This window comes from Pedobacter sp. GR22-6 (genome assembly GCF_037402555.1).
In the GTDB taxonomy this organism is placed as follows: domain Bacteria; phylum Bacteroidota; class Bacteroidia; order Sphingobacteriales; family Sphingobacteriaceae; genus Pedobacter.
Map to the genome: position 1 here is coordinate 1614369 of NZ_JBBEUC010000001.1, position 19221 is coordinate 1633589.

The window sequence follows — 19221 nt, forward strand, 5'->3', positions numbered from 1 at the left end:
GTGAGACAAAACATCGATTCTATCTCTTATTGTTATTTTTTACCAAAGGTAATTCCTTTCCAATTGTCTGTGCGGAAAGGAGAAGCGGGTAAACCGGTACTATTGCTGAGGTTGCACTCCGGATTATCAGCCCAGGCATACCTAACTGCTGCAGGATCGCTTACCTCAGTTGAATTCACCACGATCTGATTACCTTTAATCACTGCATTTGCGATCCTAAATTTCTGGTCTTTACCGGCAATGCTGAAGCCTTTCAGTTCAGTGCCGTCTTTTATCTTTAATCCATCTGCCACCTGGTCAAAATTCAGGATTATATCTTTCCCCGACTTTACATGACTTTTGTATATCGGGCCGGAATAAGGAATTGGTTGCGCATAAGTCTTAGCCAAGGCGGACAGTGCCAGTCGTTTTCCCACATCGATTTTGTTTTTAGGATGGATGTCTCCAGCTTCGCCCAGATCAATGGCTACAGCCATTCCTGTATTTGGTACTTTTAAGGTCTGCAGTTGGGCGTCTCTCAATTCTGCCCACTCAGAATCGCCTGGTTCAGTTTTTCGTTGCATAAAATTGGCTAGCTGAACATAATAAAAATAGAGTTCCGGATTGGCAAATTGGGTGCGCCAGTCTTTAATCAACGCCGGGAAAATCGTCCTGTACTGATCAGCTCTGCTGGCATTACTCTCACCCTGATACCAGATTGCTCCTTTCAATTTGACCTTGATGAGGGGGTTGATCATAGCATTGTACAATACAGACGGCCGGTTCGGTCCGTTTTGCAATTGCGGACTGGGTAGTTCTGCAAAGTTTACCGCTGTTCTATATTTCCAGGCACCGCCAAGTGAAATGCTATTTCCTGCTGCATTACTCAAGTTTAAGTTCTTTGCTTCACCATGTACACCGCCATTACCACCCGTATCAAATGCACGTATCGTGATCACATTTTCACCAGCTTTGACCAGGCCAGCTGGTACTTTATACTTGCGGTTGACGTTCCAGCCTTCAGTTCTACCGATTTCCGTGCCATTAATCCAAACAATGTCATTGTCATCGATCTGCTCCAGACTTAGTGTCAATTCGCTACCGGCAAGATCCGCTGGCACATTGATCTTTTTACGCATCCAGACCACACCGTCAAAATTAGGGAGTACAGAAAGCTCCCAGAAACCCGGTAATTGGATTTCTTTCCAATTGGCATCGTTGTAATCTCTTCCGGCCCATACCGCTTTATTGTCGTAAAAGCCCGCGTCTGTACTTTGAACTTTGGTAAACCAATCGGTCTGGGATTGTTTATAATCTTGCAATACTTGCTCTGGACTACGTTTATCACCTTGCATCTGTTTCACAGCCTGTTGAAATTCGGGGAATTTCTTTAGTGTATTTCCGCTCGTCCAGGCTTCCGAAATGGTGCCACCCCAATTGCTTTCAATTAATCCGATCGGGATATTCAATTTCTGGTTCAGTTCGCGACCAAAGAAATAAGCTACAGCTGAAAAGTCACGCACACTTTGCGAATCGCAAACGGCCCAACCGCCACCATCAAGTTTTGCCTCATCCATCGGGACATTACTGGTTGTCATGCTCAGCCTGACCAGCCTGATGTTCGGGAATTTTGCTGATCCGATCTCTGCATCGGCATTAGTTCCAAGTTCCCGCATGGCAAATTGCATGTTGGATTGTCCGGAGCAGATCCATACCTCTCCAATTAAAATGTTTTTAAGGGTAGTGAGTTCTCCATCATCAAAACTAATGGTATAAGGGCCGCCATAGGATGGTGTATTTACACTGCCTTCAAATCGTCCATCCTCAGCAGCGCTAAAAGTATATTTTTGTTGGTCCCAGGAAGTAGTTATGGTTACTTTGGCATTAGGATTGGATTTTCCCCAAAGCGTAACCTTTTCTTTTTGCTGGAGGACCATGTTGTCGGTAAGGATGTTGGGAAGCGTGACTTTTGCACTGGCAGTGATTCCAAGGGCAAGCATGGCCAAGGAACATACATATTTCTTCATGTGTTATCGAAGTTTTATTTTTATAATTTTTGCATCAGCAGCAGCCAGATTAACCGCTACTTCTTTCTCTAGTTTAATTTCCTTATTTTCAAATAGCGCTGTCGCTATGTAAGCAGCTTTTTTCAATCCCAGTCTCTCCAAAGGAATATGATAGCTCTTAGCAGCAGAACTATAGTTCAATACTGCAAGATATAAATAATCATCTATCTTTCTTACAAACAGTTCATTCGAATGATCTCCAGTATTACCATCTACTGGCATAAAGGCGAGGCCCGATTTTGCGATGTTCAATATATCCTTGTTTTGAAGCAGTTTTTCTGCGCGCTCCATCCAAACACCTGAACTTGAAAAATCATCTCCGGTGATCAATGTACCCGTTATTACTGAAGAAGTTAACCTGGCCCGGTTTACCCCTTCCGATTCATTGGAAAATACCACATGGTCTGCATCGATGTAATTGTAGACGTATTTCTGCCACCAGCCATAGTTTACGCTATTCAGTGTGTATTCAGTATCCTTAATCGTTTTCCAGGCATCACAGGCAATCCGTCTTACGTGTGCATATCTTCCTGTCGCAAGATTGGGCGAAATTGCAGCATAAACCAGCATTTGTCCATCCAGCTGATCCGTGAGGTACTCCATGCCGGAGCGGTATGCCTGCATTCCTGTGCTGACCGAAGGATCGTAAAATGCATCCGCCTCTACTGTAGCATGTCCCAAAAAATCTATTTTAATCATTTTAAAACCGCAGGATTTGAGTTTACCGATGATGTAATCAATACGCTTTCTCGTGCCTGGATGCGTAGGGTCCAATGCCCGGGCACCATCGAAATCATGGTAGCCACCATTCACTTTCGTCCACATGTCCTTAAATTTGTATTTGCTGCCCTCAGCTTCACCATTTCCACCACCCTGATATCCCCAGTCGGTAAAGGGTGCCCAATATGCCCCGGGCTCCAGTCCCTTACTTTTGCAATAGTCAGCAAAAGCTTTAAGTTTGGTATAATCGCCGCGCATTCCGCCTGTAAAATTATCCCAAAACGAATCCAGGTCTATGTAAGCAGTATTTCCATTTCTGAATGCAGGTAATCGATCGGCAAAGAAATCAACGACCTTCAGGGCCTTTTCATAATTGATCTTTTCCTGGATCACACCCCAACTGTTCCAACCAAAAGGAACAGGCTTACTCCAGTTGAATACATAGGGCTTTTCAATCATCCTGTTTGCTTTTCCATACGCCTCCAAACCTGATCTCCAATCTGCAAAATAACCAATAAATATCAACGGTGATTTGATCAGGTTCCCTGTTACAGAGCCATGAACTCGCTTATCTCGGGTCACTTGTTCATCGGTGTAACCTCCCCAGGCAGTTAGCTGTGACAATTGGTCGGCTCTTCCCTTCATTCTGATGCCTGTCTTCCATACCATGTGTTCCAGGGAAGCAACGATCAATCCTTTCCTGGAGGTATTGTCGTAGAGCGCGCCGACCTCTGAACTGGTATTGTCTAGCACTTCATTTGCAGTAGATTTGGCATTGTATCTGATAAAAGTATCATTGTCAAAAGGAACAAACAGATTTCTGACGTCTCCGCCCGAGTAGATGCTAGCCTGATCAGCCACCAGAGGGGCCATATAGTTACTGCTCAGTTTAGTGCCGTTCAGCTGCACGGCCGTAAAGAAATAATCGTGTCCAGGGTAAACGTAAAAAATTTGTTCCATCTGCGGCAGGCCTGCCGCGCTGAGGGTAATGGTATATTTCTTTCCGGAACCTTGTTGATCTTTCCATTTTAGTTCCTGATGCTTTACTGATGTGTAGGCCGTACTGGAAAGCATTTGCGCTCCGTTTTTGGCCCTGCTGTATGCAGCGGTCACGAATACCCGGCTTCCTGTCTGAAGATCATAGGTACCTTTGCTCAAATGATAGATGATTCTGGAATCAGATCCGTAAGGGATCACAAGTTCATCAGATTTGGGTTTAGACGCCAGTGAATGCGTCAGGGGAAACAGCATTTTAAATGCCATTAACAAAAACAGTTGCTTTTTCATTGTGTGTGTGTTTGGTTGATGAACAATTCCTAACTAATGTTCATGGTAGGTTAAAACTACGAATCTGCCACAGATTATTACTTGTTCAGCAGAAAATTTACAATACGACAGGCATGCCCTTTACTTTCAGACTTATTTTCATCAGCAATACTTAATGTAAGTGTATGCTGATCTTTCTTCAATCCGGCAGCAAACAATACGTACCATGGCAGATGCAGGGAGTTGCTCCAGCTCGTAAACAAATCAATTTGTTTTTCCGGACCGTTATCTATCCTATACTTCACCATTCCGGCATCTCCTCCCGAAACTACTGCCATTCCAATCGCTGTACCTTTAAAATCCAGTGTCAGGGTCGCTCCGGGACTGCTGCTTTCCAGTAAGGGGATATTCACGAATTTATTTCTCGTTCCCAATTGATCCGTTGGTTTCCAACTTTGGATGAGTTTCCAGTCTCCATCCAGATTGGCCTTATTTATACTATAGTAACTGCCCCTACTGAAATTGCTTTGATCGAGGGGTACTGGCAAATTATGGCTATTTTTTTTCCTGCTCTTCTTCAGATTTATTTTATGGCTTTCTGTCAGCAAGGTTTTAATAGCCTCGAAATAGAGTTTTTGGCCAAATGGCGAAGGATGCAGGTCCACAAAGTCTCGGTTCCAGTCGAACTCTTTGTTCTGAAGTTTGTCCCTTACCGCCTTAGCCAAATTAATGGATGGTAGTCCATAGTAAGCCGCAATCTTTTCATGATTGGCTACAGAAAGTGGCGTCCGGCCCTGATTGTATTGATTTGTTTTGTCTGGATCAGCAAAGGACATCATAATAATGTCCACCTTCGGATTATTGGCTTTTGCATGGCGGATAATTCCTTCCAGTGCACGTACTTGCGTAATACTATCTGTTCCGTTTACCTGATCATTCACCGCTGCTTCCAAAAACAACAGGTCTACCTTTCCGGAGTCCAACACATCCTGCTGAAACCTGAAAGCATGGGGCAAACTCCCCAACGAAGGAATACCGGCAGCAATGAATTGAAATCTGGCATCAGGATATTGTTTACGCAGGTAATCACAAACCATATTTCGCCAGCCTTCGTTAAAAGTGATCGAACCACCTAAAAAGGCAACAGTCGCTTTCTTGTTGTACTCAATCTGCCGATAGGCATGATTTAGTCCGTTCCGGACCTGCAGGTAATCACTAAAAGGCAAAACTTTCAGTTGTGCCGTACAACTGAAAGCAATACTGAAAATCAATAACTGAAATATAAATAATTTCCTCATGGTTGGATTTTCAAAGTCCAGGCAAAGCTCCCTGGGAGTTCTGCCGGCAGTTTTACCACTGTAGTTCCATCTTTTATGGACCAGGCCAGGGGTTTGTCCCACCCCAATAAATATACCTTTGAACCAGCCTTCGGTGTCAACAGGCTGAATTTAATTTCATTGCCCGCCACTTTGTTAAAAATTACGTAGGCGGATTTACCATTGTTGCTGCTGGTAAACCTGATATGTTCACCTTCCTTATAATTGTTCAGTCCTTTGGTATTATAAATGGCCTCACTATTGATCTTCATCCATTGCCCCATCTCCGCAAGGCGTACAACACCAGGTTCAGGAATCAGTCCTTCTGCGGAAGGCCCAATATTCAAAAGATAATTTCCACCTTTGGCGGTGATGTCGACGAGATTATCGACCAGAGTTTGAGTAGATTTCCAATTGTTATCGTTCTTAACAAAACCCCAATTGTTATTTAAAGTCATACAGCTTTCCCAATAATCCTGTGAAGCATTTTTTAGGATTTCCTGCTCCGGTGTACCGAAATCACCTGCTGCATTTTCATATTTGTTCATCCCTTGCATACCGCTCCGGCCTTTACCGACCCTGTTGTTTATGATTAGAGATGGCTTCAGCCTGCGCAGGTAGTTATATAAGTCCTTCCCCTGTTCTTCTGTCCATTCAGGAATCCATTCTCCATCAAACCAGAGAATACTTGGGTTATATTTTTTGATCAATTCTGCAAGTTGGGGCTTCAGGTATTCGTCCCTGTACTTTGCAAAATCAGGGTTTTCTGTGCTTTGATGTGGATAGTCCTTCGATTTCGCATCTGGCTGATGCCAATCCATAATGGAATGGTACAGACCAAACTGGATGCCGGCCGCTTTACAGGCCTCGGATAGTTCCTTAAGAATGTCGCGTTTGAAGGGAGAAGCATCCATAATGTCGTAATTGGTGATTTTACTGTCCCATATACTAAATCCATCATGGTGTTTGGAAGTAATGACGATGTATTTTGCGCCGGCATCCTTTGCTACCCGCACCCACTCTTTTGCGTTAAACTGCTGTGGATTAAATTGCCCGGCAAATTTCTCATAGGCAGATACAGGAATCTTATGTGTTTCCATAATCCACTCGGCACCACCGCCTTTTCCATTATATTCGCCCGCAGGCACAGCATAAAGCCCCCAGTGAATGAACATGCCGAAAGTAGCATCGTCCCACCACTGCATGCGTTTGGCCTTCTCTGCCTTAGATTCCTGCAAATAATTCTTTTGAGCAAATGCATGACTGACGAGCAGCGTCATGACTATTGCCAGTAGATTGATCTTTTTCATACTTAATGATTTCATTTTTGGTTACAACAAAGAAAAGAATAATGGTCATTCCTTTTTCTGTGCTACTGTCTTTTCATTAAGCGTTTTTAGCATTGGGTAGCGTCCGACAAAATGAAAAGGCCTTATCATAGTTGATAAAGCCTTTTCTCACCTACCTATGAGTGATAGTTATAACCCAGTGATCGGTTTATACTTAGGCACCAATGATTTCATCACTGACCAGCCAATCAAATAACAGACCGAGCAAATCGAAAATATAATAAAATACCCGGCTTCTTCACCTTTGAAACCCATGAAAGTCATTTGTGTTCTTCCAGCGTAATCAAATAATACGCCTGAACTTTTATTGATGATAAAAGAACTGATTCCTCCGGCCATTCCGCCTATACCAGTCACGGTTGCAATGGCTTTTTTAGGAAACATATCACCGACAGTCGTAAATATATTTGCAGACCAGGCCTGGTGTGCTGCACCTGCGATGCCGATAACGAGTACGGGAATCCAGTAGGTAATATAGCCAAGCGGCTGTGCTATTAGTGTCAGCAAGGGGAAAAAAGCAAATATAAGCATGGCTTTCATCCTTCCTTCATAGGGATTCATACCTTTTTTTTCTACGAAATATGTCGGCAACCAACCACCAATGATCGATAATAATGTGATCATGTAAAGTACAAATAAAGGAAATGCGCTTTGTGTTGAGTCCATCCCATATACAGAACTCAAATATGCTGGTGTCCAGAACAGGAAAAACCACCAGACACCATCGGTCATAAATTTGCCAAAGGCAAATGCCCAGGTCTGTTTAAATTTGAGACAATCAACAAATGAGGCTTTTGTAGTGGTTTCTTCTACATAATCAACCAATTTCCTGTCTGAAATTAGATCCTGCTGTATGTATTCCAGCTCTGCCGCATTTACCCTAGGGTGCAATTCTGGCTTACGGTAAACAAAGATCCAAAAACCCATCCATACGAAGCCAAGTGCCCCAATGATGATAAATGCCATCTCCCAGCCCCACTTTGCTGCGATAAAAGGTACCGTTATCGGTGCCGCCAAAGCACCCACGGTGGCTCCCGCATTGAAAATACTGGTAGAAAAGGCCCTGTCTTTTTTAGGGAAATATTCCGCTGTTGCTTTTATTGCAGCTGGAAAATTACCAGCCTCTCCTACTGCAAGCACAAAGCGGGCAAAAATAAAGAGGGTCACACTTACTGTAATGATTGTACCTGTATCTTTCACCAATAATAGTGACTCTTTCGCACCTTCAAATCCCACCAGCCAGTTTCCCGTCAGTACGCCTGCTGTGGCTATTCCACAAAAGGCATGTAAGCAGGCTCCGAAAGACCAGACTCCAATGGCCCATAGAAAGCCTTTTTTTGTGTCCAGCCAGTCTACGAACCGTCCTGCAAACAACATGGAGACGGCATAGAAAATGGAAAAGAGTGAAGTAATATTTCCATAATCGCTATTCGTCCAATGGAATTCGGGAACTATAAAATCTTTCCAGGTCAGAGAGAGTACTTGCCTGTCCAGATAGTTGATCGTGGTAGCAAAAAACAACATGGCACAGATCGTCCACCTGTAATTGGTTACTTTTTTTTCGTTCATTATATTTGGTTTTTGTGTGTTTTGTTGGTTTAAATGCTGATTAAAGCTTTTTTGATGTCATGGGTTAAAATGTATTGATAATGTTGGTCTACAGCTTCTACAAATCCTTTGAGCTGGGAAAGGTCTGCTCCCCATAGGCTTTCTTCTGAAAGTACAATGCGGACATAATCTGCGTCTTCTACTTTGGTTTTGTCACTGAAATAAGCGGCCTGATCATCATTGATCGGATAGGTATTACCCCTGTAATTGCCAAAATATTGATTGCCCGAAGCTTCTGCAGTACGCATGAACAGCAGGAAAGCAGCAAAACCGAACGCAATGTCTGCAGGTACTTTGTTGTTGATTTTGTAATACTGGAACAAAACAGGTAAGATCCTGATCTTCATCTTCATCGTGTACTGGAATGTGATGTTGATCCAGAGATGCTCGATATATGGATTGGCAAAGCGATCAAGCACAGCATCAGCAAAATCCATGGCTTCAGTTCCCGGAACTTCATAGGGAATCGCAGGGATGATCTCATTTTTCATCACATTGCTGATGTAAGTTCTGATCGCATCATCGGCCATACCATTGGCTACGGTATCTATGCACGACAATTGTGCAATTCCACAGGATAATGTATGTGTGCCATTCAATAGTCTCACTTTCAACTCGCGGTAAATCTCTATATCTGGTTTTACGATCACTCCTGCATCTGAAGATTCCAGATCAAGGAGCTCCGACACGCGCTGGTCTCCTTCAATAGCCCATAAACGGTAAGGCTCAGCAACCAGCAAAAGCTGGTCATCATAACCCAGTTCATCTTCAATTTTAGCTAGAGTAGAACCTTCAGGTCTTCCTGGTACGATTCTGTCGACCAATGAATTGCAGAAAAACACATGGGCCTTCAACCAGGAAAGGAAACTTGGTTCCAGTTCATTGTAGTTTGCAAGTTCATGCACAATGCTTTCTAGTTTTTTTCCATTGTCAGGAATAAGCTCAGTGGCTATGACTACGATATCGGCATTCGTCCTGTCGCCCAGTGCCTGGTAGCGATGGTAAAGTACCGCCAATAATTTTGCAGGAAAAGAAGAGGGTGTACCAGCATTGATTTGCTCCTGTACCAGTTGGATGCCAACTTCTGTAGTATTGCTTACTATTACTTTTACCTCTGCATTTGCTCCTGCTTTTAAGACATCTTCCCATTGGGTGTCAGCCGTAAGTACACGGCTAATGGCGGATGAAACGATGTTTTCTTCTACGTTTTGTCCATTTTGGATTCCACGGACGCAAATGGTATACAAGCTGTCCTGCTGATCAAATTCAGCAGTTCCACCTTTACTGGTCGACTTCACGACCACGATACGGCCGTTAAATGTGCCATTCCGGTTGGCCTTGTCTACGAAGTAATCAGTAAGGCCCCTTAACAGTACGCCTGTGCCAAATTGCAATACTTTCTCCGGCAAATTGAAAAGTGACTGTGCCGGAATGATAACGTTTTCATTCTTTATATTCTTTAAAAATACTTTAGATATGCTCATACAAAATTTATGGTGTCTAAAACAATTCTACATAATTATTGTAATTAATAATTATTTCCGGCAGAAATTATTTACGCAATCGTTATCGTTGTAAAAGCTAAATTTAAAGCTTTAAAGTTAAAAAACAATTATCCGAACAAATCGCTGCTCAGATATCTGTCACCACGGTCGCATGCTATAAATACGATGAGGCCGGATTCCAGCTCTTCGGCAAGTCGCAATGCACAGGCCATTGCTCCCCCGCTGCTCATCCCTGCAAATATTCCCTCTGTTTTCGCCATTTTGCGTGCCATTTCGGTAGCTTCCTGCTGTGAAACATCCATCACACGGTCTACCCTGCTGGCATCAAATATTTTTGGCAGGTAAGCTTCCGGCCACCTCCTGATTCCGGGAATAGAAGATTCTTCTGTCGGTTGGCATCCTACAATCTGTACATTCGGGTTTTGTTCTTTCAGGTACATGGAATTTCCCATAATACTTCCGGTAGTTCCCATAGAGCTGACGAAATGAGTAATCTGCCCTTCGGTATCCTTCCAGATCTCCGGTCCTGTAGTTTTGTAATGCGCCAGGTAGTTGTCGGGATTGGCAAATTGGTTCAACAGGAAATACCCCGGCTGAGTACCCTTTTCTTCCGCATAATCCCTGCAGGTTTCTATAGAATCCAGTAAAGTCACCTTGGCACCAAAAGCTTCCATAGTCAATGTACGTTCACGTGTAGAATTTGAAGGCATCACGAGCTCAATTTCCAAATCATAGATGCTGGCGATCATCGCTAGTGCAATTCCGGTATTTCCGCTCGTGGCTTCAATGAGGCGCGTCCCTTTTTGGATTTCCCCTCGCTCCATGGCACTGCGGATCATATTTAGCGCCGCCCTGTCTTTTACACTGCCGCCAGGATTATTGCCTTCAAGCTTGGCAAATATCTTCACCCCCGCCTTCTTATTAAGCTTTTGTATTTCTACCAAAGGGGTATTTCCTACGCATTCAATGATATTTCCCATGCTAATCTGGTTGTTTAGTTTCAATAACTTTAATGGTCGATTGGTGATAAACTGTGCAGTTCGCCGGTACACTTTTGGTGATCCAGACGTTTCCGCCGACAGTGCTATTTGCACCAATTAACGTATCTCCTCCCAGGATTGTAGCTCCTGAATAGATGATGACGTGGTCTTCTATCGTAGGGTGCCTTTTTGTGTTTGCCATGTATTTCTCTACACTAAGTGCTCCTAAAGTGACGCCCTGGTACAATTTTACATGATCTCCAATGACGGTCGTCTCACCAATCACAATACCGGTGCCATGGTCAATAAAAAGGTATTCTCCAATGCGGGCGGCCGGGTGGATATCTATGCCGGTGATGGAATGTGCATACTCCGTCAATATCCTGGGTATGATCGGTATATTGGCATTAAGCAGGACATGTGCAATCCGGTAAAGTGCAATAGCCAGAAAACCAGGATAACTCCTGATGATCTCAAATTCGCTTTTTGCTGCCGGATCTCCAGCCAGGATAGCACTGATATCAGTGTTCATCTTACGGTACAGCTCGGGTAAGCCTTCGAAGAATGAAGCCGCTATCGCTTCATTATCGTAATGCTCGCATACCTTGGTTGAGTTCAACAACATGACCAATGCTTTTTGTTGCCGGTCCAGTATCCTTTTGATCTCGTTGAGGGAATAGTCTGGTGTAGTCAACCGCTCAGGATACAACACGTTCATCAGGCTCATGGCCCAATCTGCAATTTCCTGATTGGAGGGGACGGCCTCTATTTGGTGCTGTTTATGATAAATATGAAGATAAAACTCCTCGTTCATTGCTCTTGGTTTTGTTTAAACCATAAAGGAATGAAATTATGGCAATAAAACCAATTCCTGATACAATCTATTCAGCGTATGACCTGCATCCTTACTGAAGCCAGGATGCACCTTTGAAGTCTGAACCACAGTGCTCCTTGTTGCCGTTAGCCAGCGGAAGCGCGATGGCATATCCAGCTGACCAATAGGGCCACTACCGCCTTCACCGTTACTGATTCTTTGGAAGGAATGCAGGTTAGCTTCAATCTCCTCCAGGTCTATCTTCGCACAAATTGCTTTCAAGCGTTGGGCGTCGACATGGTATAAAGTCTTTAGAAAGCGCTGTTTGGCGCAGTATAATATGACACCAACATTAATAAATTCTTCACGCTCCACGTGGGGTACTACACGCAGAACAGCGTACTCAAATAAGTGTTGTTCTTGCATGTTGTGCTTCTTTTACAAAAATGTCTGAATTGGCTAATCTGGTTTTCAAAAATTGTGCGTAAATCTCACGACGCGCTTCACCTCCCTCATCATCGGAAGTTTCCTCTAACCATTCCGCGGGAATAATTTGTACGATCGCGTCAATGAGCTCGTCTGTTAGGATGGCTTTAAAGGCTAAATCCACTGCTTCCAGTTCTGCAGCCTGGGGCAACAGGACGTGGTCTTTGATCAATGCAAACGGTCTTTTAGCCTGCTCTTCCCAGTTGTGCATCGAATGGTGGAAATAGAGGGATGCCCCATGGTCGATCAGCCAGAGTTCCTTATGCCAGAGCAGCATATTGGTGTTTTTTGGCGTGCGGTCCATATTCGTCAGTAAGGCGTCCATCCAGACAATTTCCGAAGCCAGTCTCGGATCTATAGTCGTTACTGCAGGATCATAGGTGATGGAACCGGACAGGTAATGCAGTGCAAGGTTCAGGCCCACACTCGCTTTCAGTAAATCCTGAATCTCTTCATCAGGCTCTGTGCGCCCAAAGGCTTCGTCTAAATTGGCGAATACCAACTCCGGTATTTTAAAACCTAATGCCCTGGCAATCTCACCGCCAATGATCTCTGCAATCAGTGCTTTCAGACCCTGCCCCGCACCGCGAAACTTCAACACATAAAGGAAATCATCATCTGCCTCGGCGATTGCCGGCATCGAACCGCCTTCGCGTAATGGTGTCACATAGCGCGTCACGTTAACCGTTCTGAATTGTGGTGGACTATAATTCATGCGTCAAAGCTACAATTTCCCGCTCAGTTTATCTGCTCGCCTAATGAGGTGTTTATAAATGAGCAGGTTCAATAAGATGAGTGCCATCCCGTAAAAGACATCTTCTACCGGGATCGTAAGTAGCCTCAGGCCAAAGATCTGGGACTCATTATACCAGACCACCGGATTTTCAAGTGCCGTACCCGTCAACAAGCCGTTCACAATGGTAAAAGGGAAAAGCAGTACAGCATAGATCACATAAAATTTATCCAGCCAGCCGACCTTCAAGACATACTTAGCAAGAAACAAGAGCACCGAAAGACCCAAAAAAGTAACACAGGTGTAGATCTGCGAAGTTGACAATAGCCCGGTAATGGCAAATGCAACGATAAAAGCCGGAGTAAGCATCCGCTCTAACGATGCGCTCATCGCTTTTTTAATAAAAAGATCCAGGCAATGGTAGGTAAATACGCAGGCATAAGGGATACATAAAAAAAATAAGACTTCCTCGACAGGTAAATTACCGATTCTGCTGCCAATCAGGTATTGTTTATTAAAACCCCATACACCTATGGAAGTGAAGTAAATGTCCCAAAGGACGAAAACCAGACCAGTGATCAGCACCGCAGGAAAAAAAGCTTTCCAGGTCTTGTAAAAGTTGAGTTTCGGGTGAAAAGAAAAAATAAAAGGAACGATGATCGTGAAAAAATCAATCAGCAAATAGGTAAACTTCATACTTTACCCTTCTTTCTCGTTTCCAAAAAATACTTCAGTGGTACCCAAAGCATACCAAAACATTCTCCGTCTTCTTTGCCGGTATGTTTATGGTGCATTTTATGCCCCCTCCGTATGGCCTTGAAATACCAATGGTCGGCATTTCTGAATATTTTAAACCGCTGATGAATGAAAATGTCATGCACAAGGAAGTATGCCAGACCATAGACGATAATGCCTACCCCCACCCATAGCAGGTGCTCATAACCGTAAAAAGATCCCAGTGCAAGGCTTAGGATTCCAGGGATGGCAAAGATGATAAAGAAGAAGTCATTATGCTCCAGAAAACCATCTCCCTCTTTTTTATGGTGATCTTTGTGAAGACTCCATAATAAGCCGTGCATGATGTATTTATGCGCCAGCCAGGCCACTCCTTCCATCGCGATGAAAGTGGCAAACACGATCAAAAAATTGATTATCCAATGGTTCATCTTTCTAAAATAATTGGGGGTATTTATCCATTACCCTGTTGAAACAAATTTTTAACCAGGCAGTGTAGTCATCAGGACAGTTCTCTATATCATTTGATAAGGCGCTCATGTCTAAGTACTTATAGTCGGCTACCTCTTCCGGGTTCATCACCGGGGCATCATCGCTGATCCCAAAATACACATGATCAAATTCGTTCTCCGTCAGTCCGTCCAGCAAATCTGCCTGGTAAGTAAAACTAAAGGCATGTGAAAGCTCCGCATTCATGCCCATTTCCTCCCGCAGTCTGCGATTGGCGGCCGTCAAAGTATCCTCACCAGGTCTTGGGTGGCTGCAACAGGTATTGGTCCATTTACCACCCGAGTGGTATTTATCCAATGCGCGCTGTTGAAGCAGTAGTTCGCCCTGACTGTTGAAGATAAATATAGAAAATGCACGGTGAAGCAAGCCTTCAAGGTGTGCCTCCAGTTTGGGCATGGTACCTATTTCCTTGTCCTGGGTATCTACGAGTATTACATTTTCTGTCATTTCGCTATATTTTTCTTTTCCTCTTCACTGCAATATTTAGATGAGGAAAGGTATTGTATTACCTTATTTTTCAAATCTTTATCTTCTATGTTTGGGAGCTGCTTCAGCAATGCCTGTTTGTCCTCCTGTATATGCTCATCATAACCCAGAAAGCCAGGAAGATTGGTTTGCACCGAAAACCTCAGAAAACGAATTTCCGGGTGCTCGGGATCCTGCTTCACAGCTTTTTCGAGCAGTGACTTCCCCTTTCTAAAACTACTCATCTTGCTGAAGGGGTTTAGGGTATACTTTGCTGCCATCATTTCTGTCACTCCTTTATAACAAACTAATATGGGTGCCGATTTAGTATCAATGCCGGCTACAGATGCGGCCAGCTTCTGATAGGCTGTTCTGCTGTTTTCGGCAGCATAAAAGAGCTTCCTTAAATCCTGTACTTTAGCTTCATCTGAATATACATACAGGTTTATAAAGCAAATCAATAAGGAAAGCAAAACCTTCATATTGCATTCATTTTGTACCGAATCATCGAATCGAACATCAGGCTAAATTTTTGGCCGTTGGAGATCCTGATCCGCTTGGACATTACTTTTTCCGCACTGGCATTTTTGATCTTGTTGAACAGTTCCTTGTAGTAAATATAGGCAAGATACACACCACTGCGGGCAGCGGGTGGCAATTGCCTAATGCCCGCTAGTGCCGCTTTAAATTCCTCCTCTATTTCCTGTTCAATCAACTGTTTCTCCAGATTGGAAAATGAGGTCAGGTCTACATTCGGGAAATACGTCCGGCTCAGGTGATTGAAATCAGCATTCACATCACGCAGAAAATTGACCTTCTGAAAGGCAGATCCCAATTTCATTGCAGAATCTTTGAGTTCTGCATATCTCCGCTCATCGCCTTCTGTAAATACCCTCAGGCACATCAGTCCTACCACCTGGGCAGAACCCAAAATGTACTGCTCATATTTTTCAGGGGTATATTCGTGTTGTTTAAGGTCCATTTCCATGCTTTGCAGAAACAAATCTATCAATTCTCTTTCGATCTGGTAAGCATTTACCACCTTTTGGAAAGAATTCAGTACAGGATTCAGGCTGATTCGCTGCTCAATAGCCTCAAAACAATCTTTTTTAAACTTATCCAATAAATAACTCTTGTCGAAATCATGAAAACTATCTACAATCTCATCAGCCAGCCTCACAAAGCCATAAATTGCATAAATTGGTTCGCGCATTTTTTTGTGCAGAAAGTAGATGCCTAAGGAAAAACTGGTGCTGTAGCGCTGGGTCGTGATCTTGCTGCATTCGGCAGATAACTGGTCAAATAGCTCTTTCATATCAGGTAGTGGTTAGGTGTTTGATCAATTGGTTTGCGGCTACGTTGCCGGATATAATGGAGGGCGGCACGCCCGGACCAGGAACGGTAAGCTGACCTGCATAACACAAGTTAGCGATTTTTTTGTTTTTTAAGGAAGGTTTCAGGTTAGCAGTTTGCATCAGGGTATTGGCCAGCCCATAGGCATTCCCTTTGTAGGAATTGTAATCCGAAACGAAATCGCTTAGGCAATAGCTTTTCTTGTACTTGATGAATTGCCGGATCGCTGTGCCGCAGTAGTCTTCTAGTCGCTGCATAATTACTTCGAAATACTGTTCCCGCAATGCCTCATTGTCCTCTACATTCACAGCTAGCGGCATCAGTACAAATAGATTTTCACATCCTTCTGGCGCTACGCTGTCATCTGTTTTCGAAGGGCAGCAAACATAAAACAAAGGTTTTGACGGCCATTGTGGCTCTTTATAGATCTCCTTCGCATGCTGCTTGAGGTCTTCATCAAAGAAAAGAGTGTGGTGATTGAGCCGTGGTACCCTTTTGCTGATACCCAAATAAAATATCAGACAGGTAGGCGCCAGCACACGTTTGTCCCAATACTCCTCGGAATAATTCCTATAGTCCTGGCCGAGTAATTTATCTTCCACGTGGTGATAATCTGCCGCTGCAATCAGCCCTGCGTAGCTTTTGGTTTTTTTACTGGAAATGAGTTCAGTGATATTCTGGTTATGAACCACAAATTGCACTACAGGCTCGTCGAAATGGAACTTTGCACCCTGTGCCTCTGCTACTTTCTTCATTCCTTCGATTACCTTTCCAAATCCCCCTTTTGGGTACCAGGTTCCCAGTTTTAGTCCGGCATAGTTCATCAAACTATATAAGGCCGGAGTGTCTTCTGGAGTTGCACCCAAAAACAACACAGGAAATTCCATAAGTGCAATGAGCTTGGGATGTTTGAAATATTGCTTTACGTGTTTGCTGAATGATGTAAAGACTTGGAGCTTAAACATACCCCTGATCAAATCCATGTCCGCAAATTCGAGTACAGAAAGTCCGGGTTTGTAAACCAGTTTTTCTACACCGACCTTGTATTTAAATTCGGCACCGGCCAAAAACTGTCTGAGTTTAGCTGAGCTACCTGCTTCTATCGTTTCAAATAGATTGCAAAGGCTTTCAAAGTCGGCGGGAATGTCCATCACTTCCTGTTCTGGGAAAACGACGGTAAATCCAGGATCCAATAGCTCCAGCTCATAAAAGTCACTGGCCTTATATCCAAAGTCATTGAAGAATTTTTCAAAGACATCTGGCATCCAGTACCAGCTCGGGCCCATGTCAAAGGTATAGCCCTGATCCGTACTCAACTGCCTAGCTCTCCCCCCTGCACTTGAATTTTTCTCATAGACATCTACGTTATAGCCAGCTTTGGCCAGATAAGCCGCAGCGCTGATGCCCGCAAAACCTGCGCCTATAACTGCCAGGTCTTGTTGTTTTTTATTTGCATTAATTGGCATTGATCAAGGTGCTGATGATGTGTTCAAATTCTTCGATGGATTGAAACCAACTGACATTAGCCGGAAGTTTCAGGTCCTTAATTAATTTTCCATTGCCCGCAAGTCGGATCTTGGCATGACTAAACTTGTTGCCAAGTTCAGTAAGATAGGAATTGGCTTCGGAAACTGGCCTGGGACGTATCATAAATAGCAAGAGTTGTGTAACACTTTCATTCTTCATGGCATCTTCAAGCGAGGTTAGAGGTACTCTGCTCCCGAGGAAAATTACTTTTTGTCCAGCTGCTTTCAGTACATAATGCGCAAAAAGTAAACCGATGTCGTGACCTTCATCTTCCGGAAGAAACAACAGCCAAGTATTCGCGGAGGATGATCTGATGGGGAGTTCGTCTATTGCCTTGTAGAGTTTTTGCCTTAAAATGTTGGACATAAAATGTTCCTGGGCCGGACAAATATGATCTTGCCGCCACATGAGACCAAGTCTGACCAATAACGGATAGATCACCCATTTATAAGATTTGGCCAGTCCATACTCAGCTATACATTCTGTGATCAAGGCGTCAAAGTGATGTTCATCATAGGCCATGCCATGGCGCAGCATTTGAGAGATGTAATACTCAAAATGAGTATCGAGAGATATCGCCTGGCTAAGCTGTTCTTCCAATAGCCTGGTCATTTCCTGATCGGATAAGGCACAGACCTGGGAAATTTTCATACCACGCTCGTTCAGTCCCACGATGTTTAGCAAGCGTTTAAGTTGCTGGTCATCATAAAAGCGTGTATTTCCTGCCGAACGTAATGGTTCCAAAGCATGATACCTTCGCTCCCAGATCCTGATGGTATGCGTTTGCACACCCGACAGCTGTTCAAGATCTGATATCGAATACTTCATTTTGTCTAGATTTATTTTTTTAAATCTAGACAAAAATAAGGCCATAACCTAGTTCCTTCAGAAATTTGTTACACATGAGTTTCGCTCTTTTCCAGCTCCGCTCCGTCTCTTCTCCGTCTACTGTACGACTTTCGAGCGGCAAAAGGCGTACGCAATACGCTAAAGAGGCAATTCAGGAAGATGTAAGATTTTGACGCTACTGTATGGGAAGCCAAAAAAATAGGTTGTTCAGGCGGGTCAAGAGACTCACCTAAACAACCCATCAACCATTTGTACTATAAACTTAACATTCTGAGAGCACTTACCTGGCTGCCTTTTTCAGAAAATACAAACCACAGGTTTCGCTTGCCTTTTGTGGCTTGCAGATTGGCAATTGCGGAAGTGCCTTCAGTCTTTCCGATAATAGGGCCTGTTGGCGAGTCCAGGTGGATTTCGATGCTTCCTTTGGGCTCTCCGTTTATAGCAAACTCTATACCTTTGAGCTCTGTAAGGTCTACTTCCTTCATATGTAGGAAAGCGCCTGCGGATTTGGATACAGCCAGGGTTCTGTCTTTATTGAAATCCATCTCTCTGGAGCCATCGGTATTGTTCACCGGAATGTTTGGATGGCGCAGTGCCACAATGTTTTCTCCGGATTGCGCAGGGGCAAATTTGCTCCCGCGGTCTTTATAGGCGGCACGGAATATAAATGTGCCTTTATTGGTTTGGTCTGGCTTTACATTCGTTGTGTAGCTTCCTACTACAGGCAGGTTTTTGCTGGCCGGGGCTTTTTGGCTCAGGCTTAGGATGTATTTTACAATAGAGCTGACTTCACTTACTGGCATTGAGGAATGCGCAGGCATCATCGCATCGCCCCAGACGCCGGAACCGCCATTGATCACCTTCTTAGTAAGTGCTGATTCTGCAGTTTTACTGCCTTTGTATTTTAGGGCAACTGCTTTAAAGGATGGCCCCAGAGACTTGGCATCTAAAGCATGACAG

17 protein-coding genes and 1 pseudogene are annotated in these 19221 nt (G+C 43.8%); all 18 read right to left on the minus strand.

Annotated features, from left to right (window positions below; all coding sequences use genetic code 11):
* Positions 1–32: 32 nt before the first annotated feature.
* Positions 33–2006, minus strand: coding sequence for a sialate O-acetylesterase (locus WAE59_RS07550; RefSeq protein WP_337855332.1), 1974 nt, complete (start codon positions 2004–2006; stop codon positions 33–35).
* 3 nt (positions 2007–2009) lie between these two features.
* Positions 2010–4052, minus strand: a complete 2043-nt coding sequence (locus tag WAE59_RS07555) for an alpha-galactosidase (RefSeq protein WP_337855333.1) — start codon at positions 4050–4052, stop codon at positions 2010–2012.
* Between the two features lie 77 nt (positions 4053–4129).
* Positions 4130–5329, minus strand: a complete 1200-nt coding sequence (locus tag WAE59_RS07560; protein ID WP_337855334.1) for an SGNH/GDSL hydrolase family protein — start codon at positions 5327–5329, stop codon at positions 4130–4132.
* A complete protein-coding gene (locus tag WAE59_RS07565; RefSeq protein ID WP_337855335.1) occupies positions 5326–6657 on the minus strand; it encodes an alpha-L-fucosidase in 1332 nt (443 codons plus the stop codon). The genes WAE59_RS07560 and WAE59_RS07565 overlap by 4 nt, the downstream gene beginning before the upstream one ends.
* Before the next feature lie 168 nt (positions 6658–6825).
* Positions 6826–8265 carry an MFS transporter gene (locus WAE59_RS07570; protein ID WP_337855336.1) on the minus strand — a complete coding sequence of 480 codons (1440 nt, stop codon included), beginning with the start codon at positions 8263–8265 and terminating at the stop codon, positions 6826–6828.
* A gap of 29 nt (positions 8266–8294) precedes the next feature.
* A complete protein-coding gene (locus tag WAE59_RS07575; RefSeq protein ID WP_337855337.1) occupies positions 8295–9788 on the minus strand; it encodes a tagaturonate reductase in 1494 nt (497 codons plus the stop codon).
* 128 nt (positions 9789–9916) lie between these two features.
* Positions 9917–10789 carry a cysteine synthase CysM gene (gene cysM, locus WAE59_RS07580; protein ID WP_337855338.1) on the minus strand — a complete coding sequence of 291 codons (873 nt, stop codon included), beginning with the start codon at positions 10787–10789 and terminating at the stop codon, positions 9917–9919.
* Between the two features lies 1 nt (position 10790).
* Positions 10791–11603 carry a serine O-acetyltransferase EpsC gene (epsC, locus tag WAE59_RS07585; RefSeq protein ID WP_337855339.1) on the minus strand — a complete coding sequence of 271 codons (813 nt, stop codon included), beginning with the start codon at positions 11601–11603 and terminating at the stop codon, positions 10791–10793.
* 36 nt (positions 11604–11639) lie between these two features.
* A complete protein-coding gene (locus tag WAE59_RS07590) occupies positions 11640–12029 on the minus strand; it encodes a DUF3037 domain-containing protein (RefSeq protein WP_337855340.1) in 390 nt (129 codons plus the stop codon).
* Complete coding sequence (locus WAE59_RS07595; protein ID WP_337855341.1) at positions 12007–12804, minus strand: HipA family kinase; 798 nt, start codon at positions 12802–12804, stop codon at positions 12007–12009. The genes WAE59_RS07590 and WAE59_RS07595 overlap by 23 nt, the downstream gene beginning before the upstream one ends.
* Positions 12805–12813: 9 nt before the next feature.
* Positions 12814–13518 carry a lycopene cyclase domain-containing protein gene (locus tag WAE59_RS07600; protein WP_337855342.1) on the minus strand — a complete coding sequence of 235 codons (705 nt, stop codon included), beginning with the start codon at positions 13516–13518 and terminating at the stop codon, positions 12814–12816.
* A complete protein-coding gene (locus tag WAE59_RS07605; RefSeq protein ID WP_337855343.1) occupies positions 13515–13988 on the minus strand; it encodes a sterol desaturase family protein in 474 nt (157 codons plus the stop codon). The genes WAE59_RS07600 and WAE59_RS07605 overlap by 4 nt, the downstream gene beginning before the upstream one ends.
* Before the next feature lie 4 nt (positions 13989–13992).
* Positions 13993–14514 carry an isopentenyl-diphosphate Delta-isomerase gene (idi, locus tag WAE59_RS07610; RefSeq protein WP_337855344.1) on the minus strand — a complete coding sequence of 174 codons (522 nt, stop codon included), beginning with the start codon at positions 14512–14514 and terminating at the stop codon, positions 13993–13995.
* Entirely contained in the window at positions 14511–15014 is a 504-nt protein-coding gene (locus WAE59_RS07615) for a hypothetical protein (protein ID WP_337855345.1), read from the minus strand. Before WAE59_RS07615 ends, idi begins: the two co-directional genes overlap by 4 nt.
* Entirely contained in the window at positions 15011–15847 is an 837-nt protein-coding gene (locus tag WAE59_RS07620; RefSeq protein ID WP_337855346.1) for a phytoene/squalene synthase family protein, read from the minus strand. The genes WAE59_RS07615 and WAE59_RS07620 overlap by 4 nt, the downstream gene beginning before the upstream one ends.
* A gap of 1 nt (position 15848) precedes the next feature.
* Positions 15849–17351, minus strand: coding sequence for a phytoene desaturase family protein (locus WAE59_RS07625; RefSeq protein ID WP_337855347.1), 1503 nt, complete (start codon positions 17349–17351; stop codon positions 15849–15851).
* Positions 17341–18240: a MerR family transcriptional regulator gene (locus WAE59_RS07630; RefSeq protein WP_337855348.1), complete on the minus strand. Its 900-nt coding sequence runs from the start codon at positions 18238–18240 to the stop codon at positions 17341–17343. Before WAE59_RS07630 ends, WAE59_RS07625 begins: the two co-directional genes overlap by 11 nt.
* 275 nt (positions 18241–18515) lie before the next feature.
* Positions 18516–19221: pseudogene (locus WAE59_RS07635) on the minus strand (hypothetical protein); the annotation flags it as partial.